The 23,258-nt window shown below is 58.5% G+C and carries 21 protein-coding genes; 11 read left to right on the forward strand and 10 right to left on the reverse strand.

Annotated elements, in window-relative coordinates:
- Positions 1-2: 2 nt before the first annotated feature.
- On the reverse strand, positions 3-479 hold the full coding sequence (locus N7U68_RS03080; RefSeq protein WP_263048190.1) for an HU family DNA-binding protein: 477 nt from the start codon (positions 477-479) through the stop codon (positions 3-5).
- A 98-nt stretch (positions 480-577) separates the two neighbouring features.
- On the opposite strand from N7U68_RS03080, the gene N7U68_RS03085 reads away from it, so the two are divergent.
- A complete protein-coding gene (locus N7U68_RS03085) occupies positions 578-811 on the forward strand; it encodes a hypothetical protein (RefSeq protein ID WP_165192197.1) in 234 nt (77 codons plus the stop codon).
- A 75-nt stretch (positions 812-886) separates the two neighbouring features.
- On the opposite strand, the gene N7U68_RS03090 is transcribed toward N7U68_RS03085, so the two are convergent.
- Positions 887-2,428, reverse strand: a complete 1,542-nt coding sequence (locus N7U68_RS03090; protein WP_263048191.1) for a helicase HerA-like domain-containing protein — start codon at positions 2,426-2,428, stop codon at positions 887-889.
- Positions 2,429-2,876: 448 nt separating this feature from the next.
- Between N7U68_RS03090 and N7U68_RS03095 the strand changes: the two genes are divergently transcribed.
- Positions 2,877-3,503 carry an invasion associated locus B family protein gene (locus tag N7U68_RS03095; protein WP_263048192.1) on the forward strand — a complete coding sequence of 209 codons (627 nt, stop codon included), beginning with the start codon at positions 2,877-2,879 and terminating at the stop codon, positions 3,501-3,503.
- A gap of 109 nt (positions 3,504-3,612) precedes the next feature.
- Here N7U68_RS03095 and N7U68_RS03100 read toward each other — a convergent pair whose 3' ends face one another.
- The 4 genes from N7U68_RS03100 to N7U68_RS03115 form a co-directional block, all read right to left on the reverse strand.
- A complete protein-coding gene (locus tag N7U68_RS03100; protein ID WP_263048193.1) occupies positions 3,613-4,821 on the reverse strand; it encodes a beta-ketoacyl-[acyl-carrier-protein] synthase family protein in 1,209 nt (402 codons plus the stop codon).
- Positions 4,818-5,078, reverse strand: coding sequence for an acyl carrier protein (locus tag N7U68_RS03105; RefSeq protein ID WP_165192193.1), 261 nt, complete (start codon positions 5,076-5,078; stop codon positions 4,818-4,820). The genes N7U68_RS03100 and N7U68_RS03105 overlap by 4 nt, the downstream gene beginning before the upstream one ends.
- 154 nt (positions 5,079-5,232) lie before the next feature.
- Positions 5,233-6,324: a UDP-3-O-(3-hydroxymyristoyl)glucosamine N-acyltransferase gene (gene lpxD / locus N7U68_RS03110; protein WP_263048194.1), complete on the reverse strand. Its 1,092-nt coding sequence runs from the start codon at positions 6,322-6,324 to the stop codon at positions 5,233-5,235.
- 26 nt (positions 6,325-6,350) lie between these two features.
- A complete protein-coding gene (locus N7U68_RS03115; protein ID WP_373322954.1) occupies positions 6,351-7,967 on the reverse strand; it encodes a L,D-transpeptidase family protein in 1,617 nt (538 codons plus the stop codon).
- A 321-nt stretch (positions 7,968-8,288) separates the two neighbouring features.
- Between N7U68_RS03115 and mepK the strand changes: the two genes are divergently transcribed.
- Positions 8,289-8,858, forward strand: coding sequence for a peptidoglycan L,D-endopeptidase MepK (gene mepK / locus N7U68_RS03120; protein WP_165192191.1), 570 nt, complete (start codon positions 8,289-8,291; stop codon positions 8,856-8,858).
- Between the two features lie 136 nt (positions 8,859-8,994).
- Here the strand turns inward: mepK and lipA are convergent, their stop codons facing one another.
- Together lipA and N7U68_RS03130 are read right to left on the reverse strand one after the other, a co-directional pair.
- The gene (lipA, locus tag N7U68_RS03125; protein ID WP_165192190.1) at positions 8,995-9,948 is read right to left on the reverse strand and encodes a lipoyl synthase; all 954 of its coding nucleotides are present in this window, start codon (positions 9,946-9,948) and stop codon (positions 8,995-8,997) included.
- 200 nt (positions 9,949-10,148) lie between these two features.
- A complete protein-coding gene (locus N7U68_RS03130) occupies positions 10,149-11,087 on the reverse strand; it encodes a LysR substrate-binding domain-containing protein (protein WP_263048195.1) in 939 nt (312 codons plus the stop codon).
- Positions 11,088-11,223: 136 nt separating this feature from the next.
- Between N7U68_RS03130 and katG the strand changes: the two genes are divergently transcribed.
- Both katG and N7U68_RS03140 read left to right on the forward strand, forming a co-directional pair.
- Entirely contained in the window at positions 11,224-13,413 is a 2,190-nt protein-coding gene (gene katG, locus N7U68_RS03135; protein ID WP_263048196.1) for a catalase/peroxidase HPI, read from the forward strand.
- A 122-nt stretch (positions 13,414-13,535) separates the two neighbouring features.
- Complete coding sequence (locus N7U68_RS03140) at positions 13,536-14,264, forward strand: VIT1/CCC1 transporter family protein (RefSeq protein ID WP_263048197.1); 729 nt, start codon at positions 13,536-13,538, stop codon at positions 14,262-14,264.
- Positions 14,265-14,285: 21 nt separating this feature from the next.
- Here N7U68_RS03140 and N7U68_RS03145 read toward each other — a convergent pair whose 3' ends face one another.
- Positions 14,286-15,401 (reverse strand): DUF6456 domain-containing protein, encoded by a 1,116-nt coding sequence (locus tag N7U68_RS03145; RefSeq protein WP_263048198.1) that lies wholly within the window; start codon positions 15,399-15,401, stop codon positions 14,286-14,288.
- Positions 15,402-15,698: 297 nt separating this feature from the next.
- On the opposite strand from N7U68_RS03145, the gene N7U68_RS03150 reads away from it, so the two are divergent.
- Positions 15,699-15,998, forward strand: a complete 300-nt coding sequence (locus N7U68_RS03150; RefSeq protein ID WP_165192185.1) for a DUF6477 family protein — start codon at positions 15,699-15,701, stop codon at positions 15,996-15,998.
- On the opposite strand, the gene N7U68_RS03155 is transcribed toward N7U68_RS03150, so the two are convergent.
- Complete coding sequence (locus N7U68_RS03155) at positions 15,991-17,535, reverse strand: trimethylamine methyltransferase family protein (RefSeq protein WP_263048199.1); 1,545 nt, start codon at positions 17,533-17,535, stop codon at positions 15,991-15,993. The two genes, N7U68_RS03150 and N7U68_RS03155, sit on opposite strands and share 8 nt — an antisense overlap.
- Before the next feature lie 214 nt (positions 17,536-17,749).
- Between N7U68_RS03155 and guaA the strand changes: the two genes are divergently transcribed.
- From guaA to N7U68_RS03180, 5 genes are all read left to right on the forward strand, one after another.
- A complete protein-coding gene (guaA, locus tag N7U68_RS03160; protein WP_263048200.1) occupies positions 17,750-19,312 on the forward strand; it encodes a glutamine-hydrolyzing GMP synthase in 1,563 nt (520 codons plus the stop codon).
- 39 nt (positions 19,313-19,351) lie between these two features.
- Positions 19,352-20,449 carry an SGNH/GDSL hydrolase family protein gene (locus tag N7U68_RS03165; RefSeq protein ID WP_263048201.1) on the forward strand — a complete coding sequence of 366 codons (1,098 nt, stop codon included), beginning with the start codon at positions 19,352-19,354 and terminating at the stop codon, positions 20,447-20,449.
- Positions 20,450-20,499: 50 nt separating this feature from the next.
- Complete coding sequence (locus N7U68_RS03170; protein WP_165192181.1) at positions 20,500-21,102, forward strand: class I SAM-dependent methyltransferase; 603 nt, start codon at positions 20,500-20,502, stop codon at positions 21,100-21,102.
- A gap of 10 nt (positions 21,103-21,112) precedes the next feature.
- A complete protein-coding gene (locus N7U68_RS03175) occupies positions 21,113-22,030 on the forward strand; it encodes a DMT family transporter (protein ID WP_263048202.1) in 918 nt (305 codons plus the stop codon).
- 117 nt (positions 22,031-22,147) lie between these two features.
- Positions 22,148-23,254 (forward strand): OmpP1/FadL family transporter, encoded by a 1,107-nt coding sequence (locus N7U68_RS03180; protein WP_263048203.1) that lies wholly within the window; start codon positions 22,148-22,150, stop codon positions 23,252-23,254.
- The last annotated feature ends 4 nt before the right edge of the window (positions 23,255-23,258 follow it).

The raw sequence follows: 23,258 nt of genomic DNA on the forward strand, positions 1-23,258 counted from the left end.
CGTCAGTCAGTCGTGTCTGCAACACTCTCTTTCACGTCCAGCGCGCCCGCTGCACGCGGTTTTTTCTGGCGTATCTTGGCGACGATAATTCGGGCGGTCGGGGTTTCCTTGGTCCGATTATGTTTCAGCTTGCCCAAGGGTTGCAGGTTAAGTTCGCGCCCTTCGGCCAGTGCCTCTCCGAGAACGGCAATCATCGCCTCTACGACCGGTTTGGCATATTTTTTCTTGATGTCGGAACGTTCAACAACCTTGGCCAAAAGCTCTTGCTTTTTCATCTCAAGATCTGCTGCTGGCTCTGTCACCACTGGCGATGCCGCTACAACGGGTCCGCGATCCGCGCGTTTTACAGGTTTTACCCCCGGTGGTTTGGGAACACCGGGATTCAGTCGCGCCTTGGCGGGCGGTTTCGGATTCTTGGACCGAGACGGTGATTTCGCCTTGGTGGTGCCCTCAGCTGTCGATTTGGTACGGGTTGTCATTATGTTTGCCCCCATTGTTTCTGCTCTGGAAACAGATTAGGAGGAATGCCCTCGAATAGCCAGCGGACAGTTGACGTGGCTGCGGGTGCGCAGATAAAATGGCAACACAAATTTCTGGGGGAAATATTGTGAAAAATTCTATTTGTGTTTTGGGTTGCGTGCTTTTTCTCGCTGCAACTCCAGCAGTATCCGGTAGCTTGTCTGACCCGATCGTGACGTCCGAAGTGGTGGCCGAAGCGGCGGTGCAAAGCAGCAATGGTGATGTGCAGGGCATGATCGCCCTGCTGACCGTTGCATTGATTCTGGGCGCCGCTATGGGAGCCGGTGGCTAACCCCCCTGCCCTAGATCTCTACGTTGGGTCAGTGCCACATCCCGGTATTGGCCTTGCCCGTCAGGATCGGATTTCTCAACGTCCCTTGAACAGTCCGCCGAGGATACCGCGCACGATACGGCGGCCGGTGGTCCCTTTCATTTCCTTGATCACGGCACCGCTGATGGCCTTGCCGAACTGGGTGCCGAACCCTTCGTCACGAGAGCTGGATCTGGTCACGCGCTTACCCGAGTAGCGACGCCCTGCATTGAATTCGCGTTCTGCGGTACTTTGTTCATCCGCCGCTTCTTCGGCGGTTTGTGCTTCGCGTGCAGCTGTTTCAGCCCGCCCCTTGAGGATCTCATAGGCAGACCGGCGGTCGATCAACGCCTCGTATTTGCCCGCGATAGGAGAGGTTTTCATCAGTTTTTGCCGGTGGGCGGTGTCGATTGGCCCCAGTTTCGACGATGGCGGTCGGATCAGTGTGCGCTCGACGACGCCGGGCGCGCCCTTGGATTCTAGCATCGAGGTCACGGCCTCGCCGGTGCCGACGTCCCGGATCGCGTCAACGGTGCTAAAGCGCGCGTTGGGGCGATAGGTTTCGGCAGCGCGTTTCAGCGCCTTGCGATCGCGCGCGGTAAAGGCGCGCAGGGCATGCTGTATCCGGTTGCCCAACTGCCCCAGAATATCCTCGGGTACGTCATCAGGATTCTGGGTGATGAAATAGACACCTACCCCCTTGGACCGGATCAGGCGCGCGACCTGCTCGACCTTGTCCACCAGCGCCTTTGGCGCATCGTCGAACAGCAGATGCGCCTCGTCAAAGAAAAAGACCAGCTTGGGTTTGTCCGGGTCGCCCACTTCGGGCAGCGTCTCGAACAGTTCGCTAAGCAACCACAGCAGGAACGTGGCGTAGAGGCGCGGCGCGCCCATTAGCTTGTCAGACGCGAGGATATTGATGCGGCCCCGGCCATCCGGATCGGTGCGGATCAGATCGGCCAGTTCCAGCGCGGGTTCACCAAACAGCGCGCTACCGCCCTGATTTTCGAGCACCATCAACTGTCGCTGGATCGCGCCCACGGATTGCGGCGAGACGTTCCCGTAGCGTAGCGAAAGCGCATCGCGGTTCTCGCCAATCCAGACCAGCAATGCCTGCAAATCCTTGAGGTCCAGCAGCGGCATGCCGTCCTCGTCGGCCACGCGAAAGGCGATGTTCATGATGCCCTCTTGGGCGTCGGTCAACTCCATCAGACGGCTGAGCAGCAAGGGCCCCATTTCGGCCACTGTGGTTCTGACAGGGTGGCCCTGTTGGCCGAAAAGGTCCCAGAATGTGACGGGGAACGATTGATAGCTGTAATCAGTAAAACCGATCTTGGCAGCGCGACTGGTGAACGCGTCGTGCAACTTGAAATCGACGCTGCCGGCTTCTGCCAGCCCCGACAGGTCGCCCTTTACATCCGACAGGAATACCGGGACGCCCGCCGCCGAGAACCCTTCTGCGAGAATTTGCAGCGTGACGGTCTTGCCGGTACCGGTGGCCCCGGCAATCAGCCCGTGACGGTTGGCGTAGTCAAGGCGCAGTCCTTGCTTTTCACCGTATTCCGGCCCGCCGCCGCCGATAAAGACCTTGTTTTCCAATGCTATGCCCCCAGAATTATGCCCATCGCGCGCATAGACCATACTTAATTAACCACTCCCCGCCAGTATAAAACAGTCCCGATGCCGCATGTCCTCTTGGTGTCTGGGGCGACTTCCTCCCTGTCAGACTGGTCGCGCCCTCGGGTGCGGCCTTTTTTCGGTTCCGATTGCCGATATTTTGGCTGTTGACGATGATTCCATTCTGTCCTAGCGTCCATCTAATATTTAGTCGGCCATGTCCGGCAGGGAGAAAACGCGAGAAGGGGCCGTCGAGGCCCCTTTTCTTTGCCCGCCGACTGTCGCGTTTACTATGGTCTTTATTCAGCCGCTATTGAGAACAAGCAGCAGAATTCCGCCTTGCGGCGTCAAGCGGTCTGCGATTTATTCCTGACACTGGCGACGCAACATGTTAGATCGCCACTGACTTTAAATGATAGACGGGGACACTATGCCCAGATCACTTTCCATATTGGCGGTTGCACTGGCCGCGACCCTTGGTCATGCGGCTCTGGCCCAAGAGGCCACAACAGCGGAACCCGAAGACTCCACGGCAGCAGAAGCCGCCGAAGGCAGCGCAACGGGCGACTCTGCGTTCTCCACAGGCCGAGAAGTGTCAGAAGACGAAAGCCCGACATACATCAAAGAGACGTTCGGTGATTGGAGCTTGCGCTGTTTTCGCACGCAAGGAGAAGACGATCTTTGCCAGCTCTATCAACTGCTGACCGAAGCAGAGGGTAATCCCGTCGCCGAATTCAGCATTTTCGATATCGAGGATCAGGGTGCGGCAATCGCGGGCGGCACGGTCATTGTGCCTCTCTTTACGCTACTGACCGAAGAGTTGAAAATCTCGGTCGATGGCGGCAATCCCAAAAGCTATCCCTACCGTGTCTGCACCGAGTCCGGTTGTATTGCCCAGATCGGCCTGACGAGCGAAGACATTGCGTCGTTCAAGCGCGGAGCAAAGGCGACGATCACGCTGGTTCCCGCTCAGGCGGCGGATCAAAAGGTCCGCATCAACGTGTCGCTGAGCGGGTTTACCAAAGGCTTCGACGCCGTTTCAGTCTTTAAGGACTAGAGTCGCAGCGATCCGCGATGGAAATCAAAAAATGGCCCGGCTCTGAAATTTCAGGCCGGGCCATTTTTTGAATGCGATGTCAGGTACGTCCTGCCGTGTTCGGCTGTGTCTAAACCCCACGCAGCGCCAGCACAGCATTCAGCCCGCCGAAGGCGAATGCGTTCGATAGCGCCACGTCGATACGCGCCTCGCGCGCCTCGTTCGGCACAACATCCAGCGCACATTCCGGGTCGGGTTCTTCGTAACCGATCGTTGGTGCGATCACGCCGTCGCGCACAGCCATGATGCAGGCCAGCAATTCAACCGCGCCAGTGCCGCCGATCAGGTGACCATGCATGGATTTGGTCGACGACATCATCAGCTTGTCCGCGTGTGCGCCGAAAACGTCTGCAACCGCAGCACTCTCGGTTTTGTCATTGGCAGCCGTACCCGTGCCATGCGCGTTGATATAACCGACATCCTCGGGATTCACGCGCGCATCCTGCATCGCCCCCGCGATGGCACGCGCCGCGCCCTGTTTGGATGGCATCACGATGTCGGCGGCATCTGACGACATGGCATAACCGATCACTTCGGCAAGAATCTCGGCACCACGCTTTTTCGCGTGCTCGTATTCCTCGAACACAAAAATGCCGGCCCCCTCGCCCTGTACCATGCCATTGCGGTTGGCCGAGAATGGGCGGCAGGCGTCCTTGGACATGACGCGCAACCCCTCCCACGCCTTAACGCCGCCAAAGCACAACATGGATTCCGACCCACCGGTGATCATCGCGGGTGTGACGCCGCCATGTACCATCTGAAAGGCCTGCGCCATTGCATGATTGGACGATGCACAGGCCGTGGACACGGTAAAGCTGGGTCCTTTGAGGTTGAACTCCATCGACACATGACTGGCGGCGGCGTTGTTCATCAGCTTGGGCACCACGAACGGATGCACCCGGTTTTTGCCGTCTTCATAGACTGTGCGGTAATTTTCATCGAGCGTGGTCATGCCGCCGCCCGAATTGCCTAGGATCACCCCGGCACGCGCGGCCAGTTCGCCGGAAAACTCCAGACCAGATTGCGAGATCGCCTCGCGCGCGGCAATCAGCGTGAACTGTGTAAAACGATCGTAAAGCGACAGCTGCTGACGGTTAAAGCGCGCCTCGGGTTCGTAGCCGCGCACCTGCCCGCCAATGCGAATTTGCAGGCGTTCCACATCACGAAACTCCAGCGGACCGATCCCGCAGCGGCCCTCGCGCATCGCCTCTAGCGTGGTGGGGACGTCATGGCCCAGTGAATTGATGGTGCCGGCACCGGTGATGACAACGCGTTTCACGACTGCTCTTTCACCAGCTTCGTGATGCCAGCGACGATGCTGGCAACGGTAGAGATGTCAAAATCGCTCTCTGTCGGTTCGTTGGCATTGAACGGAACGTTGATGTCGAATTCTTCCTCGATCGCGAAAATGCTTTCGACCAGACCGAGGCTGTCGATGCCCAGTTCTTCGAGCGTGCTCGACATCGTGACATCGGATGGCTCCAGTACAGCCTGCTCTGCGATGATGGCTATCACCCGGTCCGGTATGTCGCTCATGTGTTCTGCATCCTCTTCGGCGTCCTTGCCGTATTGTTCTAAAGCATTCCGCATTCTTTTAGATGCGTAATGTGACATCTCTGGGTCTGCCGCGATAACGTGTCGCGGCTATTGCCTTGTATAGCACGACATATCGTCCAGATGCAGAAACGCTTTAGTCGCTCTGCTTTGGCTTGAAAACCGCTTTCTTGATCTCCGCCACGTCAGCAAAAAGACGCGTCAGACGTCGCATGCCTTTGTACATCTCCACATGGCTATCCATTTTTACCGCCGGATACCCCATCATCGCGCGCCCTGCGGGCACATTGCTGATCACGCCAGAGCCGCCGCCGATGATCGCTCGATCCCCGATAAAGGTGTTGTCAGCCACCGCCGCACGTCCACCCAGAACCACGTGATTGCCGACCGTCACCGACCCCGCCAGCCCGACCATGCCGCAAATCAGGGTATCTGTCCCGACGACACAATTATGACCGATCATCACGGCTGCGTCGAGTTTGGTTCGGTCCCCGATGACCGTATCGCGGATCGTGCCGCGATCGATCACCGTATTCGCCCCAATCTCAACCTCGTCACCGATCCGGACCGATCCAAGACTGTGAATACGAGAGTAAGGCTGTGCTTTTGCCTCGCTCTGATCGCCCAGTGTTTCGCGGACCTTTTCGGCGGCCGATACCTCGGCGGTGACAAAGCTGAACCCGTCCCCCCCCAGAACCGCGCCGGGGTGGATGATCACACGCGCGCCGATACGTACACGCGCCGCGATACGTGCGCCTTCGCGGATTTGGCCATTCGCGCCGATTGTCGCATCCGCCCCGATGCTGACATGCGGGCCAATCCGGGTATCGTCACCGATACGCGCCCGCGCGCCGATAACGGCCAGTGGCCCAACATGAACGCGCGCGCCCAGTTCGGCGCTGGGATCAATGACCGCAGAGGGATGAATGCCATCCTCCCAGCCCTCTCCGGGGTCCATCATCGCGGTGAGTGCTGACATGGCGAAGCGAGGACGCGGCGGTAGAATCGCGGCCTTCAGCCCCAACGCCTGCCAATCGGCCCCTTCCCAGAGGATCGCCGCCACTGCGCGCCCCTTTGGCAGCGCCTCGGCATAGGCGGGTTTGGTGGCCAGCGCCAAGTCGCGCGGTCCGGCCTCTGCCGGCTCTGCGACGCGGTCGATTTCAATGTCACAGGCACCCAAGGCTGTCGCCCCGAGTGCCTGCGCAATCTCTTTAATCGTATAGGCCATCTGAACCCTCAATTCCGAGGGTGTATTTAGCCCTGAAAGGCGCGCAGTGAAACCCCTGCCTTTTGCAGAGCGGACCAAATCCGTGCATCGCGTCCATAAACGTCATCGCGGTATTGCGTCGGGCCTTTGGCTTGCGTGAATGCCGTCCGATATATGATATGCACCGGGACTTTCTTTTTCAGCTTTACTTGGGTTTGCTGCCGCGTATCCAAAATCGAGTGGAAGAACGTCTTTGGGTCCGCTTCCTGCTTGGCCAGGATCGCATAGGCAAAGTCGAAGGGATCCTGCAAACGGATGCAACCGTGGCTGAAGGCCCGGACGTTGCGTTGGAACAGGCTCTTGGATGGGGTGTCGTGCAGGTAGATGTTATGCTTGTTCGGGAACATGAACTTGACCAGCCCCAGCGCGTTGCGCGACGATGGCGGCTGTTTCAGGTCAAAGGGGAAATTACGCGCGTTGTAAGCGCCGAAGTTGATGTTTGCCCGGCTGACCTGCTGTCCGCGTGCATTATAGAGCTTGAGGTGGCCTGCCGCTCCGGGATTGCGCTGCATCTGCGGCAGGTATTCCTTGACCGCAATCGAGCGTGGCACATTCCAGGTCGGATTGATCTCGAGATATTCCATCTCGTCCGAGAATTCGGGCGACCGGCGATCGCCGGTATTTTTGCCAACCACGGCGCGGGTTTTGAATGTTACCTTGTCGTCGTCAATGATACGGGCGCTGAAATCGGTCAGGTTGACCAGCACGTGCCGTTTGCCGCGTGGCATGTTCAGCCAGCGCTCGCGTTCCATTGCGACCATGATCGAGGCCAGCCGCGTCTCGACCGTTTCGTTGATTTCCTTGATCGTGGATGCCCCGGCGGTGCCGTCGGCCTCCAGCCCGTGGGCGGCCTGAAACCGCTGAACGGCCTGTTCGATCTTTACGTCATAGGTGCTGGAGGACGAGCGCGCCAGAAAGCCCATCAGCGTCAGCCGGTTCCGCAGGGCCACGACGGCATTGCCCGAGGATCCGGGTTTGAGCGCGTTGGCAGGCACCTTGGGACCCCAGCCACCAGCGCCTAACTGGCGCTCCAGCCGGGTCTTTTCCTTCAGTAGGCGGGCGTATTCGCCGGATGTCGGCGGCAGAGCGCGGAAAAACCCCCGCGGGCTACTTTTGGTGAAATTGGTCAGATAGGACGTGGGATCGCGATACGGCACCGCCCGCACGATTCCGCTGTCCACGTCGGATGGAATCAGCATGCCGGTTTGCAAGTCGCGTGCCAGCCGCAGGAATGTGCGGCTCAACTCGACCTCGACGCGGCCCAGATCACGCGGGGTGCGGGCCGATTTCATCATCGTCATCAGATTGGCCGCATCATATCGTGACGCCGGCAGGCCATGAACGCTGGATTCCTCGATCGCCTGCAAAAGCGCCTGACGCCGCTGGCGGTCCTTGCTATCCTGCCCCGTCCAGATGCCCGTGTAATCATTGGCCCGGTAGAATGCTGACAATGCTTCATCGCGCGCCGCCGCTTCGGCAACGGATTGCTTGAACGCCGTTACTTGCGCCGTGACAGGCGCGGGCAACGCAAACACAGCCAGCAAGACGGCGGCGAGACCCGTCATCAGCCAGCGTTGAATGGAATATGAAGCCGTGAAAAACATCGATCCCCCCGAGGAAAAAGAACAACATGTGGTTACAGGTGCCTAATAATCTGGGCGGCAGCCCCCTACTGTCCATTCAATTTTGCGCCATCGCTTTGCTAAGTTATGTCCTGCGGCCAATTCGCACCGGTTTCGTGGGATTTGACACAGTTCAGATGTTTTGCGCGGATTTGTGCCGAAAACCCTTGCCCGGACAAAAAAGCACCAACCGACGGGTTGGTTAGCGATTCTTTATATGTCATACGTATGGTGCATCTGGGGACGAGATGAACGTATCCGCGGCAACGCGGGCAAACGAAGTGACGGGACAGGCGCAGATACATGACTTTTGACAATTCGGGACACGTGACGCGACGCGCGTTGCTGGGTGCTTTTGCGGCGACAACGCTTGTGGCAGCCCCCACATTCTCCAACGCAGCTGGTTTTCTCAAGGGTGCCGGCGATATTCGCAGACTTAGGATGGTTTCGACCCGTACGGGCGAAAAAATCGACACGATCTACTGGATTGAAGGCCAGTATATCAAAGATGCGGTGAAAGAGATTTCGATCTTTATGCGCGACTGGCGGCTGGACGAAGTCAAAAACATCGACACCCGCACCATCGACATCATGGCCGCGAGCCATAATCTGGTCGATACGAGTGAACCCTACACCCTGCTTTCAGGCTATCGTAACCCCAACACCAACGCCATGCTGCGCCGCCGGTCCAGCAATGTCGCGCGCAACTCGCGCCACATGGCAGGCCAAGCCGCTGATCTGCGCCTGAAGTCGCGATCGGTCGGACAATTGACCAAAGCAGCCGTTGCCTGTCACAGCGGCGGCGTCGGGAGATATTCCCGCGCCAATTTTGTCCACATGGATTGCGGTCCCACCCGCACATGGGGCGGCTGACAAGACCCCTCCAAGCCTCTCTCAGGTTCAAAAACGCCGATCCGTAACCGGGTCGGCGTTTTTTTTTGTTCTTGGATTTGATGTCAGCGACCAGCAACAGAGCTGCCGCTGGAAGTGGGGTTAGTCAGGCGTAGCCTTACCCTCGGGCCAGCTTGGCCATCCGCGCGTCGCGCAGGCGCGCGAAATCGTCGCCCGCGTGGTAGGATGACCGCGTCAGTGGCGTGGCTGATACCATCAGGAAGCCTTTGCCATAGGCGGCCTTTTCATAGGCGGCGAATTCTTCGGGCGTCACGAAACGGTCAATCGCGTGGTGCTTGGGCGTGGGTTGCAGATATTGGCCAATGGTCAGGAAATCGACGTCGGCCGCGCGCATGTCATCCATGACTTGATGCACTGCTTGGCGATCTTCGCCCAATCCCGCCATGATACCGGATTTGGTAAAGATCGTAGGATCCAGTTCCTTGACCCGTTGCAACAAGCGCAGACTGTGGAAATAACGCGCGCCTGCGCGTACTTCTGGATAAAGGCCGGGCACAGTTTCAAGGTTATGATTGAATACATCCGGTTTTGCGGCCACGACCACTTCGACAACTTCGGGCGCGCAATGCAGGAAATCCGGCGTCAGGATTTCGATGGTCGTCTTTGGGCTGCGGTGACGAATCGCGCGGATCGTCTGGGCAAAGTGTTCGGCTCCGCCGTCCTCGATATCGTCGCGATCAACCGAGGTGACAACCACGTGGTTGAGGCCCAGTTTCTGTACCGCGTCGGCCACCCTGCCCGGCTCGAACGCATCCAGATCCTCTGGTGGTTTGCCGGTGGCGATGTTGCAGAAACTACAGGCCCGGGTGCAAACCTCGCCCATGATCATCATGGTGGCGTGGCCTTGGCTCCAGCATTCGCCGACGTTGGGGCATCCGGCCTCTTCGCAGACGGTAACGAGCTTGTGCTCACGCATGATGTTGCGGGTGTCGGCGTAGCCCTGACCAGACGGGGCCTTGACCCTGATCCAGCTGGGCTTTTTCGGTTGAGGATTGTCCGGGCGACGGGCTTTTTCGGGGTGCCGCTGTTCGGGTATCTTGAGGTCACGCACGTTATTTTCCCCGCGAAAGGTTTGGTAACTCTGTTTAGCTATAAGAGGTGGCGGGGGAAAGTTCCAGTGACGCAATGCTGCCATGCGGCGCACGCGATTTGGGTAATGAGTATCCCCCGCACCCGTGTTTTTGGGTGAACTGGTGCCAGTGACCTGCCATCCGACCTGATCGGATGGCAGGTATCAGTCATAGCCAGTGTTCATAGCTCTGGTGTGGTGATGCGCACGTCCTCGATCAGCGCGCTGCCAACGCGCGCCAAAACCCCGGCCAGTTGATCCAGCCAGCCCTCTGTCCGGGTCGCCATACGGTGAACCAGTGCAATCTCTCGACCCGGCTCTGGCCCGGCGAACCGCATGAGGTGCACACCTGATGTTGACCGCGTTTCTGTCATTGCCGCCAGTTCCGGCATCAAGGTCAGGCCGAATCCCGCTGCTACCAGTCGCGTAAGTGTTGCAAGCGACGAGGCCGCCATGTCGATCTGCGCATGTTGCCTGCCGCGACCGCACAGGTCCAGCGCCTGATCAGTGAGGCAATGACCATCCTCCAAGAGCAACAACTGCGCATCGCCCAGACCATCGGGGCGCAGCGCCTCTACCCCTGCCCCGAGAGCCTGAAGCCGTGCGTTGCTGCCAGCCAGCAAGAACCGATCCTCAAAAAGCGGAATCGCATGCAACCCGTCGGCCTCGACCGGCAAGGCCATGACTGCGGCATCCAACGCGCCATCCGACAGATCGGCGATCAATCGTTCGGTTTTGGATTCGTGAATCTGCACGTCCATCGAGATGTCATGGCTGCGCAACGCCTCTAGCGTGCCGGGCAGGATATAGGGTGCAATCGTCGGAATCATCCCAAGTCGCAACCGCCCCGACAGCCCGCCCTGCCAACGCGCTGCTTCCTCAAGGCTTTGCATTTCTGCATGGACGCGCTCTGCATGGTTCAGGATCAACCGCCCGAAAGGCGTCAGTATCGCGTGGCGCGCGCGCCGCTCGACCAGAGGTTGGCCCAGTTGTGCCTCCATCTCGCGGATTTGCACAGACAATGCGGGTTGCGAGATGCTGACCATCTCGGCGGCGCGGCCAAAATGGCGCTGCGCGGCCAGCGCGCGAAAATAGCTAAGTTGGCGAAGTGTGATGTTCATAACCTTGGATTATCGCAATCAGAAGAAACTGCAATTGGATTTTATTGCACCGATACCAGACACTCTGTTTAGAATCGTTCCAGACAAACGGGCGGCCTGCGCGGCCCCCGACCAGATAATCAACGGAGGATACCCCATGGACGGCGACATCAAATGCCCTTTTGCAATGCAGAAACCAGTCACGAACCGCGACTGGTGGCCAGAGCAACTGAACCTGAAAGTGCTGCATCAGCACGGCCGCACCCCCGATCCGTTGGGTGACGATTTCAATTATGCCGAGGCGTTCAAAACCCTTGATCTGGACGCGGTAAAGCAAGACCTTTTCGCTCTGATGACGGACAGTCAGGACTGGTGGCCTGCGGATTACGGCCATTACGGCCCGCTCTTTATCCGCATGGCGTGGCATAGTGCCGGCACCTATCGCACCGGCGACGGGCGCGGCGGTGCATCGACCGGTAACCAGCGGTTTGCACCGCTTAACAGCTGGCCTGACAACGGCAACCTCGACAAGGCGCGCCGCCTGCTGTGGCCGGTCAAGAAGAAATACGGTAACGCGCTGAGCTGGGGTGACCTGATGGTTCTGGCGGGCAATTGCGCCATCGAATCAATGGGCGGCAAGGTCTTTGGCTTTGGCGGCGGCCGGACTGATATCTTTGAACCCGAAGAAGACATCTATTGGGGTGCAGAGGGCGAGTGGCTGGCCACGTCCGACAAGGAAAACAGCCGCTATTCCGGCGAGCGCAATCTGGAAAACCCGCTGGCCGCCGTGCAGATGGGCCTGATCTACGTCAACCCCGAAGGCCCGGACGGTAACCCCGATCCGGTCGCATCCGGCCATGATATCCGCGAGACGTTCACGCGCATGGGTGTCGATGATGCCGAAACGGTTGCCCTGGTTGCGGGTGGTCACACCTTTGGCAAGGCGCATGGCGCAGGCGATCCGATCTATGTTGGTCCCGAGCCGGAAGCGGGTGACATGGCCGACATGGGGTTCGGTTGGAAGAACACCCATGAAAGCGGCATGGGTGCGCATGCCACCACATCCGGTATCGAAGGCGCGTGGAAGCCGAACCCGACAACGTGGGACATGGGCTTTTTCGATGTGTTGTTCGGCAATGAGTGGCGGCTGACCAAAAGCCCGGCAGGCGCACAGCAGTGGACGCCCAAGGATTGCAAGCCCGAGCATATGGTTGAAGACGCGCATGACCCGTCCAAGAAGCATCCGCCGATGATGACCACCGCCGATCTGGCGATGCGGTTTGACGAGAAATATGAAAAAATCTCGCGTCGTTTCCATGCCAACCCTGAAGAATTCGCCGAAGCCTTTTCCCGCGCGTGGTTCAAGCTGACCCATCGCGACATGGGACCGAAGGTACGTTATCTGGGCAAGGATGTGCCGTCAGAAGACCTGATCTGGCAGGACCCGGTCCCGGCTGTCGATCACCCGTTGATCGACGCGGACGATATCGCACAACTGAAATCCGATCTGCTTGGCAGTGGTCTGAGCGTGTCGCAGTTGGTCAGCACCGCATGGGCATCGGCCTCGACCTTCCGCGGGTCCGACAACCGGGGTGGTGCGAATGGCGCGCGTATCCGTCTGGCACCTCAGCGGAGCTGGGAGGTTAACCAGCCTGCCGAGCTGTCCAAGGTTCTGGATGTGCTGGAAGGCGTGCAAGCGACCTTTAACAATGCTCAATCGGGGGGCAAGCGCGTGTCGCTGGCCGATCTTATCGTGCTGGGCGGATGTGCCGCGGTCGAACAGGCCGCCAGCGAAGGTGGCCACAACATCGACGTGCCGTTCCATCCGGGTCGCATGGATGCGACTGCGGAACAGACCGACACTGACAGCTTTGCCGTGCTGGAGCCGGTCGTCGACGGGTTCCGCAATTACATGCAGGCAGAATACAGCATACCGGCGGAAAAGCTGCTGGTTGATCGTGCCCAACTGATGGGGCTGAACGCCCCCGAAATGACCGTACTGGTCGGCGGATTGCGGGTGCTGGGCGCCAACACGGGCGGATCGAGCCACGGCGTTCTTACCGACCGTGTCGGCACGCTGAGCAATGACTTCTTTGCCAACCTGCTGGACATGAACATCGGCTGGGCGTCGTCCAACGAGTCGCAGACCGAATTCGAGGGCAAAGATCGCAAGACCGGTGCTGTCAAATGGACCGGCACCCGTGCCGATCTGGTATTTGGCTCCAGCTCGCAACTGCGGTCGATTGCCGAGGTCTATGGTCAGGACGATGCAGGGCCGCGCTTTATCCGCGATTTCGTTGCCGCGTGGTCCAAGGTGATGGATGCAGATCGGTTCGATCTGGCCTAAGCTACGGTAGTATAAACAAGAAAACGCCCCGCACCTGTCGGGGCGTTCTCATTTCTGCGTCCTTGGCAGTGGACCTTCTGCGCCGTGTTTGGCATACGCTGAAGGCAACAAAAAAGGGGGGCATGATGGACTGGCAGTCACACCGGCGCGAGGCCCATAACCTCAGCCACTTGCAAGAATACCTCAAGCAGATCGTCTATGGTGGCAATGATGGGATCGTGACGACCTTTGCCATCGTTGCAGGCTTTGCCGGGGCGGCGGCGGACGGGGTAGCGCAGATCGGTGGGCTGGCTGTGTTGGTTTTTGGCCTCGCCAACCTCTTTGCCGACGCAACCAGCATGGGCTTGGGCGAATTTTTATCCTTGCGGTCGCAACACGATCTGTACCACGCCCGCCGTCATAGTGAATTGCGCGAGATCGCCACGAACCCCGAGCACGAACAGGTCGAACTGTTTATGATTCTGCAACAGCGTGGGCTGCCAGCGGGTGAGGCAGATACGCTGGCGGATATTCTGACCCGACACCCGCCGATTATGGCCGATCTGATGATGACCTACGAATTCGGCATGCAGGATCCGGCGGACGAAAGCCCCGCGGTCAGCGGCTTGTTCACTTTTGGATCGTTTCTTGTGTTCGGGGCTGTGCCTTTGGTCCCCTATTTTTTGCGTGAACCCACGCAAGACACCTTTTATCTGTCGATCGCCGCGACGCTCGCGGCGTTGATTTCGCTGGGCCTGCTACGGTGGAGTGCAACGGGTGAGCGGCTGGTTCGCACCGTCACCGAGACGGTGTTGGTCGGCACTGTTTGCGCGTTGGTGGCCTACGGGGTTGGGGCATTGGTCGGTGGCTGAATGAGCCACTGACGGCCCGCGCTACCCGATCATGCCGCCCGCATCGCCCAGCATGGCGTAGTGCCGCTTGAGCCTTTGCAGCGCTATACGCAGCACGATCTTGCCCGATCGTGCAGACCACCCCATGCGTTTTTCCGCGCTTTCCAGCCCTTCAAGCTGGCAACAACACCGCAGGGCGATATCCCCCAGACCGGGGCCCAGATCACGCAGAGCGCCCTGAACCCTGCGACGCGCTGCGATGGCTCCGCTGGTTTGTGCGGGCTCCGCAGCGCCGTCGATGTCGGTACACGTCAGGAACCGATCCCAATCCTGCGCGGCGTCCGCACCCATCTGGGACAGTTCGAAATCCTCGCGCAGCCGTTCGCCCGCGCTGACCAGATCCTCTGAGACAAAGCGTTCCCCGTCTCGGTCGCGTCGGCGCGACAGTGCCACGAGCGGAGATTCAGCAATGCCGTACCTGATCCTGCCACGCGCCTCTTCCGGGTCAGAGGTCAGTGGTGTTGACGCATCTCGTCCGACAAATGTTACTTTCGCGTCGGCAAATCCTGACGCATGGTTTTCACCAGCGGCAAGCATCTGACCGACGGCCGCGCGCCCTTTGCGCGTTATGGTGTAACGTGCGATCCGGCCCGGTTGCTCGCACACGATCCATCCTTTGAGCGCCATTGCCTCGGCAATTTCCCGGTCAACCACTGCGGTGCGCGTGGCCTCGCCGGTTGCACCGTCACGCACGACGACCGCCTTATCCATTTGCGACGCAACAGCCAGAACCGCACCGGTTTCACATAGTCGTCGCAGGATGCGCTGGCTTTCGGTCTTTAACCGGGCTTCTGAAACTTGACCCAGATCTTTGGCAATTTTCGTCATTGGTTTCCCCTTGAGTGAGGAACCGGTTTTTTTGCAGGGGGCTAGGCGCTGTCCGAGTGTGCGCAGCGCTTCATCGACAAGATGATCATCGCGACGCGTCTCGAAACGCCTGATCCGACGCAGGATAGTGGACGCATGGCAGCCCGTTCCCCGCGCCAGTGCGCGGATGGAAGCACCCGTCTCGGTATGCAACAGATACAACAGCGCCCCGTCTGGTACCCAAGACGGAACACATTTCGTGCCCCTCAGAGACCTGCCCCAATTTTGCATCCGCTACCCTCCATTATTGTGGTGCTTGCCCGGATCAGGCGGGGTACACCATCGTTCTCACAAGTTGCCCAAGCCTTTCATAGACTTATCCACAGATTTACTCACAGCGTTGTCCACAGCGGCGGAACGCAACCTAGGCGAGCAAATGTTACCGGTTCGTTAATTGTTGCTTGCCCCTCAACCTTTGTTTCGAATTGGTAAACAATCAGCCACAGGTGCGTTCGCTGCGATGACGAGAAGCGCAACACCCGCTTAGGTTGCGTCATGGTGATCCGATCTGAAAACCGGAGACCCGATATGAATGAGATTATGCACACCCTCGCCACGTTGCGCCGGCCCCGCATCCTGATCCGCGCCGCCCGTATCGGGGCCGCAGATTATCGTCGCGAGGCGCATCTAAGGCGGTATCTGGGACAGGGCCGCCTGCCGCGCAGCGACGCCGCCCTGAGCGATCTGGTCGAAATGGAAGCGGCGCTGGAAAACCAGCGCCGCGAAGATAACGCGGGCTATTCGGCCTCGCGCCATGTCGATATTCTGATTGCGATGATGGGTGAGGCGCGCATGCTGCGCGCCATCACCCCACAGCCCGTTACATAAAGGCGTCGGGCATCGACTCTTTCTTGCGCGCGGTGTAGTCGGCCAGCCCTTCGGCGATACCTTCGTCGAGGGGCGGCTGCTGATAGGTGTCCAGCATCCGGCGCATCCGTGCATTGGCCAGTGTCATCGTATCGCGTGCGCCGTCCTCTTCCCACGTCTCGAATGGCTTGTAGTCCAGCACTTCGGTACGCCAGAAGGCGTCCTTGAAATTCGCCTGCGTATGGGCACAACCGAGATAGTGCCCGCCGGGGCCAACCTCGCGGATGGCGTCCATCGCCTGACCGTTTTCGTCATGCATGACACCGCGCGCCATATGGTGCAGAACGCCCAGCTGATCGGCGTCCATCACGAATTTCTCGAACGACGATACCAGTCCCCCTTCGAGCCAACCACACGAATGCAGCATGAAATTCACGCCGCCCAGCAGCACCGCGTTATGAGTATGCGCCGTTTCATATGCTGCCTGTGCATCGGGAAGTTTAGAGCCACAAAGCCCCCCGCCAGAGCGATACGGCAGGTTCAGGCGGCGCGCGAGCTGACCGGCACCATAGAGGATATGACTGGCTTCTGGTGTGCCAAAGGTCGGCGCGCCGGAGTTCATGTCGATTGATGTCACAAACGCGCCAAAGATCACTGGCGCGCCGGGTTTCACCAACTGGCTATAGGCGATGCCGGCCAATACTTCGGCCAAAACCTGCGTCAGCGTACCAACCACCGACACCGGCGCCATCGCGCCACCTACAATGAAGGGCGACAGGATGCAGGCCTGATTGTTCTGCGCGTAGACTTCCATTGCGCCCATCATCACGTCGTCGAAGGTCATCGGCGAGTTCACGTTGATGAGCGAGGTCATAACGGTGTTTTCCTGCACGAAATCCTTGCCAAAGAGGATCTCACACATATCGACGCTGTCCTGTGCGCGGCTGGGTTCGGTCACAGAGCCCATGAACGGTTTGTCCGACAGAGTCATGTGGGCATGCAGCATGTCGAGGTGACGCTTGTTCACCGCCACGTCTGTCGGCTCGCATACCGTGCCGCCCGAATGGTGCAACCATTTGGACATATAGCCGAGCTTCACGAATTTGCGGAAATCGTCCATTGTTGCATAGCGGCGGCCACCATCCATGTCGCGCACGAAGGGCGGGCCGTAGACAGGCGCGCAAACCAAACTGTTACCACCGATTTCGACGGTGCGCGCAGGGTTGCGGGCGTGTTGGGTGATCCGGCTGGGTGCGGTCGCGCACAGCTTGCGCGCCAAACCCTTGGGGATGCGCACGCGTTCGCCATCGATATCAGCCCCGGCCTCGCGCCAGCGGTCCAGCGCTGCGGGGTTGTTCACGAAATTGACACCGACCTCTTGCAGGATCGTTTCGGCATTGGCCTCGATGACCTCCAGCGCCTCTTCGCTCAGCGGCTCATAGAGCGGGATATTCCGCTCGATGAACCTGGCGGTTTCGATGCTAACGGCCGTGCGTTCGGCTCTGCGTGCGGCACCGCCGCCTCCCCTTGCCCGTCTGGGGGCTGCTGTTTCGGACATATGTGACTTCCCTCGTCAGTCGTGACGGCCCATCGAGCCTTGAATACCACCCGACAATATCCGAACGCGAAACCGCGCCACAGGAGATAACCGCCCCTTGAGGGGGGAAAGCGACATGTCGTGATCAGACAATGCCCCGGCTGGACCGTCATCAACCCGCCAAAACCCGATCCGCCCTCTTGCTTTGGGCCGCGCTGCGCCCTACTAGGCGAACATGACAGATACATCGCATGACCGCCTTTTGATTATCGACTTTGGCAGCCAAGTGACGCAGTTGATTGCGCGTCGCCTGCGCGAGCTGAATGTTTATTGCGAAATTCACCCCTTCAATACTGTCACGGACAGATTCCTAGAGGAATTTGCGCCGCGAGCCGTGATATTGTCCGGCGGACCGTGCAGTGTGCTGGATACGGACTCTCCGCGACCGCCTGCCGATGTTTTCGACCTCGGCGTGCCGATTCTGGGCATTTGCTACGGCCAGCAGGTGATGATGCAGATGTTGGGCGGTCAGGTCGAGCGCGGCGATTCCACGGCCGAGTTCGGTCGCGCCTACGTGGTTCCCGGCGCCGAGCGTATCGACATGCTGAACGGTTGGTTTTTGGAGGAACGCGAACAGGTCTGGATGAGCCATGGCGACCATGTCAGCCATATCGCCCCCGGTTTTGCCGTCTATGCGACGTCACCCGGCGCGCCCTTTGCCATCACCGCCGATCTGGACCGCAATTTCTATGCGGTGCAGTTTCATCCCGAGGTGCATCACACCCCGAACGGCAAGACACTGTATGAGAACTTCGTCAAACTGGCTGGTTTCAAGGGTGACTGGACCATGGCCGCCTACCGCGACGAGGCCATTCGCGCCATCCGCGAACAGGTCGGCGACGATCATGTGATCTGTGGTCTGTCGGGCGGGGTCGACAGCTCTGTTGCCGCTGTTCTGATTCACGAGGCGATCGGCGATCAACTGACATGCGTATTCGTCGACCACGGTCTATTGCGTCAGGGCGAGGCCGATGAAGTCGTGGGCATGTTCCGTGATCATTACAACATCCCCTTGATTCATGCCGATGAGGCAGATCTGTTTCTGGGTGAGCTTGACGGCGTAAGTGACCCGGAAACCAAGAGAAAAATTATTGGCCGCCTGTTCATAGACGTATTCCAGAAACATGCCAATTCTATCGAGAACGCGAAATTCCTGGCCCAAGGAACGCTCTACCCGGACGTGATTGAATCGGTCAGTTTCTCTGGCGGGCCCAGTGTCACGATCAAAAGCCACCACAATGTCGGTGGCTTGCCGGAAAAAATGGGGCTCAAACTGGTTGAGCCGCTGCGCGAACTGTTCAAGGACGAAGTGCGCGCCCTAGGCCGCGAACTGGGTTTGCCCGACAGCTTCATCGGGCGGCACCCCTTCCCCGGCCCCGGTCTGGCAATCCGCTGTCCCGGCGAGATCACCCGGGAAAAGCTGGAAATTCTGCGCAAGGCCGACGCGGTCTATATTGACCAGATCCGCAAACATGGCCTCTACGACGAAATCTGGCAGGCGTTTGTCGCTATTCTGCCCGTGCGCACGGTGGGTGTGATGGGTGACGGGCGCACCTATGATTTTGCATGCGCCCTGCGCGCAGTGACTTCTGTCGATGGGATGACGGCGGATTATTATCCTTTCAGCCATGACTTTCTGGGTGAAACGGCGACGCGCATCATCAATGAGGTACGCGGGATCAACCGAGTAACCTACGATATTACCAGTAAACCCCCCGGAACGATTGAATGGGAATAAGGTCATAACGGCAGGAAATTTCGGCATCGAGACATGGGTATGAGGTGGGTCAGGTCAGACACCGCCAAGATCGTACTGGCCGTTTTCCTGATCTTTGCCCTGCTGGAGCAGATTGTTCGGATCTTTGATCTGCGCACCCGCCTCTCTGCCGCGCCAGCCGCCGTCAGCGAGGCAAACTATTCCTTGCGCGACATCCACGGCGAGGATTGGCAGGATTACATCGTGGTTGGACGCGAACAAACCACGTCGGCGATCTATAGCCCGTTCATCGAGTATATCAGTGGCCCGATCGACGGGGCGTTTGTGACTGTTACGGACGCGGGCCTGCGCTGCCATGACGCGGCCAAAAGCGCCTGCAGCATTTCGGGTGGCGCGGGAGAGGTATGGGTCTTCGGGGGCTCCACGACCTTTGGCTACGGCGTCAAGAATAACGAAACGATTCCTGCCTATCTGAACCAGATGCTGCCGGCCTACAATGTTCTGAACTTTGGCGTCGCTTCGTATTATTCGACGATCGAGCGGATCGCGTTTCTGAACCTGCTAACACATTTTGACCCACCTGCCGCCGTCGTCTTTATCGATGGTCTGAATGATTTCTATTATCATCGCATTCCTGACGAGAGCATGGTCTCGGACGAGTTGCGCAACACGTTTGAACTGCCGGATGCCGCGCGAACCCTGTCCAAATTGAATACATTGGCGCAGAAGTCCGAACTGATCAGCCTCATATTTGATATGGCGGGTGATAAAGCAGACAAAACGCCGATCCTGCTGCGGTCGGATGAGGCGCTCGGCAGAATAATCGAGCGGCTGGAACGTAACATCGCAATGCGCACAGCAGTCGCGAACGGGTTCGGGACAAGAATCGTTAACGTTCTTCAGCCTGTTCCACTCTACGGGCCGGGCCACGCGACATCGTATGTTCCGGCGGAATTCCTGCATTTCAAGGATCACGTCAACAGTGGTCGTGGTTACGAATTGATCCATGAGCGCCCGACGCTGCTGTCCAACCCCACGGTGCTGAATCTGGCCGAACTGGGTGCGACAGGTCAAATGTATGTCGATACAGTGCACTATCATCCGGAATTTAACCGGCTCATCGCAGAACGGATATTTCAGAAACTACAATTAGATTAATCCACGGAGCTTGTGGGTATTACGGCGGCTCCTGAACGGAGAATTTGAAAATGAAGATTTGGTATTTGCTGCGGCATTTCAAAGCGCTGAGCGACTGGGAACGACGCGGTTGGTCCGACCACGCGCCACAGTTTGTCAAACAGGCGATTTTCGAGAAATACGCAATCGACGGTGCCACTTGGGTAGAGACCGGGACGTTCATGGGCCGGACGACGCGGTTTCTGGCATCGCTGTCGCCGCTTGTCTATACGATCGAGCCTGCGCCCAAATTGTTCAAACGTGCGAAACGTCGTTTCAAGAACACTCATGTTCATGTCCTGAATGGCACCAGCGAGGACATCATCCCCGCATTGCTGCCCAAACTGAACAGTGATGTTTGCTTCTGGCTCGACGGGCATTACTCTGCCGGACAGACCCACAGAGGGCCAACCGATTGCCCGATTGAACAAGAGCTTTTCGCCATTGCCGCAAACCTCGACAACTTTGAAAAGATGAGTATCCTGATCGACGACATTCGCCTGTTCGTGCCCAGCGAAACCACCTACACAGACTATCCAACGGTTGATTTTCTGGTCGACTGGGCGCGGAGGTATGACTTCGAATGGCGCATCGAGCAGGATATTTTTGTCATGCGTAATTGGTCTGAGGGCTGACTTTCGCGCCATGACATTGCCGAGCAATACCAAGACCATTCCCGAGACAGCAAATGTGCTGGGCGCCGCGCTGTGGATGACCGGGGCGATCGCGTCATTTTCGCTGATGGCGATTTCGGGCCGCGCAGTCAGCTTTGAGCTGGACACCTTTGAAATCATGCTGTTCCGCAGTGCCGTCGGCCTGATCGTCGTGTTGATCGTGGCCGGTATGGCAGGCACGCTGCATCAGGTTTCGCGCCGCCATCTGGGGCTGCATTTGCAGCGCAACATCTGTCATTTCGCGGGGCAGAACCTATGGTTTCTGGCGATTACATTGATTCCGCTGGCGCAGGTATTTGCGTTAGAGTTTACGGCCCCGCTTTGGGCATTGCTGATGGCACCGTTTGTTCTGGGCGAGCGGCTGACGCGTGTGCGGGTGTTGGCAGCGATGACCGGGTTCATCGGTATCCTTATCGTCGCCCGGCCTGCCCCTGACACGATCAGTATTGGCATGCTCGCCGGGATCACTGCCGCGGTCGGTTTCGCCGGTGCGGCAGTGCTGACACGGAAACTGACGCGCTCAGAGAGCCTCACCTGCATTCTCGTATATATGACGGCTATGCAGTCGGTCCTCGGTATTGTCTGCGCGGGAATTGATGGGGACATCGCGCTGCCCTCGGCAGGGTCTGTTCCCTGGCTGATCCTGATCGCGCTTTGTGGGTTGGTTGCGCATTTCTGCCTGACCAAGGCTTTGATGATCGCCCCGGCATCGGTGGTGATGCCTTTTGACTTCGTCCGCCTACCCCTGATCGCAGTGGTCGGGGCGCTGATCTACGGAGAGGTGTTGGATATCTACGTCTTTATCGGCGCCGTGGTGATTTTCGGGGCCAACTACATCAATATCCTATCCGAAATCCGTGCGCGACGCCTGCGAGCCAGCGCCGTGTGACTTTTTTGTGTCATTTTCTACGCCCGTATGCCTGCCGCATTTCGTGACGCGGCGTCATTATATCGCGATAAAAATCCAGACGGTATGACAATTCGCAACTTCTGGAGGAGCGAAACAATGAAATCCACTGTCCTGTCTGTCGCCTCTGCGATGACCTTGGCCGCAGGTGCGGCAACTGCTGGCGGTCTTGACCGTAGCGGCACCCCGATCGATATCATCTTTGAAAAGGGCAACTATGCCGAGCTGTCTTTTGGCTTTGCTGCGCCGGATGTGACCGGGAACGATGTACTGGGCAACAGCATTCCGAATATTGCCAATGATTTCGCAATGGTCGGCGCGGCCGTAAAAATGCAGTTCAGCGATTCATTCTCGGTTGGCGTGATCTTTGATCAACCCTACGCGGCAGATGTTTCGTACTCCGGAAACCGTCTGACAACGATGCTGGGCGGTACATCAGCCGACGCCAGCAGCAACGCGCTGACCATTTTGCTCAAATACAATCTGAGCGATCGTCTTTCGATCTACGGTGGTCCACGCGTCGTCGAAGCCGATGGTGACATCACTCTGTCCGGACGCGCCTATGGGCCGCTCAATGGCAACAATTACAGCTTTGATTCCAGCCGTGGCATTGGTTACGTCGTGGGCGCTGCGTATGAAATCCCCGATATCGCGTTCCGCGCCTCGCTGACCTATCACTCGAATGTACGTCTGGATCTGAACACCACGATCACGCCCTTTGGCGGTGGCCCGATTCCCGTCGGTTCGACCCAAGCCAAGCTGCCCGAAAGCATCAAGCTGGCCGTTCAGTCGGGCGTCGCCAAGGACACTCTGGTGTTTGGTAGTGTGCGTTGGTCAAACTGGAGCGAGTTCAAGCTGGACCCGGCGGGTCTCACGCCCAACTTGGCCGAGCTGGATGACAGCATCATTTATGAAATCGGTGTCGGGCGCAAATTCTCGGACAAATTCTCGGCTTCGATCAGCTATGCCTATGATCACAGCGATGGCAACGATCTGGTGTCACCCCTCGGCCCACGTGATGGCGAGCAGTCGATCTCGGTGGGTGGCAAGTATCAGGTCACCGACGCGATCAACGTATCCGGCGGTATCAAATACATCTGGTTCGGCGACGCCCGTCCGGAAACCGGTACACCAGACGTCGCGCGTGGGGCGTTCAACAGCAACACCGCGATTGCCGCTGGTTTCAAGGTTGGTATCAACTTCTGATTTC

The organism is Roseovarius pelagicus, from assembly GCF_025639885.1.
Classification (GTDB): Bacteria; Pseudomonadota; Alphaproteobacteria; order Rhodobacterales; family Rhodobacteraceae; genus Roseovarius; species Roseovarius pelagicus.

What these genes read in the sequence shown, in the direction of transcription:
- N7U68_RS03085 (WP_165192197.1), top strand. Translation starts at nt 578, where the DNA reads ATGGCAACACAAATTTCTGGGGGAAATATTGTGAAAAATTCTATTTGT.
- N7U68_RS03115 (WP_373322954.1), bottom strand. Translation starts at nt 7,967, where the DNA reads ATGTTTTTCACGGCTTCATATTCCATTCAACGCTGGCTGATGACGGGT.
- N7U68_RS03175 (WP_263048202.1), top strand. Translation starts at nt 21,113, where the DNA reads ATGACATTGCCGAGCAATACCAAGACCATTCCCGAGACAGCAAATGTG.
- N7U68_RS03180 (WP_263048203.1), top strand. Translation starts at nt 22,148, where the DNA reads ATGAAATCCACTGTCCTGTCTGTCGCCTCTGCGATGACCTTGGCCGCA.
- N7U68_RS03095 (WP_263048192.1), top strand. Translation starts at nt 2,877, where the DNA reads ATGCCCAGATCACTTTCCATATTGGCGGTTGCACTGGCCGCGACCCTT.
- mepK (WP_165192191.1), top strand. Translation starts at nt 8,289, where the DNA reads ATGACTTTTGACAATTCGGGACACGTGACGCGACGCGCGTTGCTGGGT.
- N7U68_RS03140 (WP_263048197.1), top strand. Translation starts at nt 13,536, where the DNA reads ATGATGGACTGGCAGTCACACCGGCGCGAGGCCCATAACCTCAGCCAC.
- lpxD (WP_263048194.1), bottom strand. Translation starts at nt 6,324, where the DNA reads ATGGCCTATACGATTAAAGAGATTGCGCAGGCACTCGGGGCGACAGCC.
- katG (WP_263048196.1), top strand. Translation starts at nt 11,224, where the DNA reads ATGGACGGCGACATCAAATGCCCTTTTGCAATGCAGAAACCAGTCACG.
- guaA (WP_263048200.1), top strand. Translation starts at nt 17,750, where the DNA reads ATGACAGATACATCGCATGACCGCCTTTTGATTATCGACTTTGGCAGC.
- N7U68_RS03130 (WP_263048195.1), bottom strand. Translation starts at nt 11,087, where the DNA reads ATGAACATCACACTTCGCCAACTTAGCTATTTTCGCGCGCTGGCCGCG.
- N7U68_RS03150 (WP_165192185.1), top strand. Translation starts at nt 15,699, where the DNA reads ATGAATGAGATTATGCACACCCTCGCCACGTTGCGCCGGCCCCGCATC.
- N7U68_RS03080 (WP_263048190.1), bottom strand. Translation starts at nt 479, where the DNA reads ATGACAACCCGTACCAAATCGACAGCTGAGGGCACCACCAAGGCGAAA.
- N7U68_RS03170 (WP_165192181.1), top strand. Translation starts at nt 20,500, where the DNA reads ATGAAGATTTGGTATTTGCTGCGGCATTTCAAAGCGCTGAGCGACTGG.
- N7U68_RS03155 (WP_263048199.1), bottom strand. Translation starts at nt 17,535, where the DNA reads ATGTCCGAAACAGCAGCCCCCAGACGGGCAAGGGGAGGCGGCGGTGCC.
- N7U68_RS03145 (WP_263048198.1), bottom strand. Translation starts at nt 15,401, where the DNA reads ATGCAAAATTGGGGCAGGTCTCTGAGGGGCACGAAATGTGTTCCGTCT.
- N7U68_RS03165 (WP_263048201.1), top strand. Translation starts at nt 19,352, where the DNA reads ATGAGGTGGGTCAGGTCAGACACCGCCAAGATCGTACTGGCCGTTTTC.
- N7U68_RS03105 (WP_165192193.1), bottom strand. Translation starts at nt 5,078, where the DNA reads ATGAGCGACATACCGGACCGGGTGATAGCCATCATCGCAGAGCAGGCT.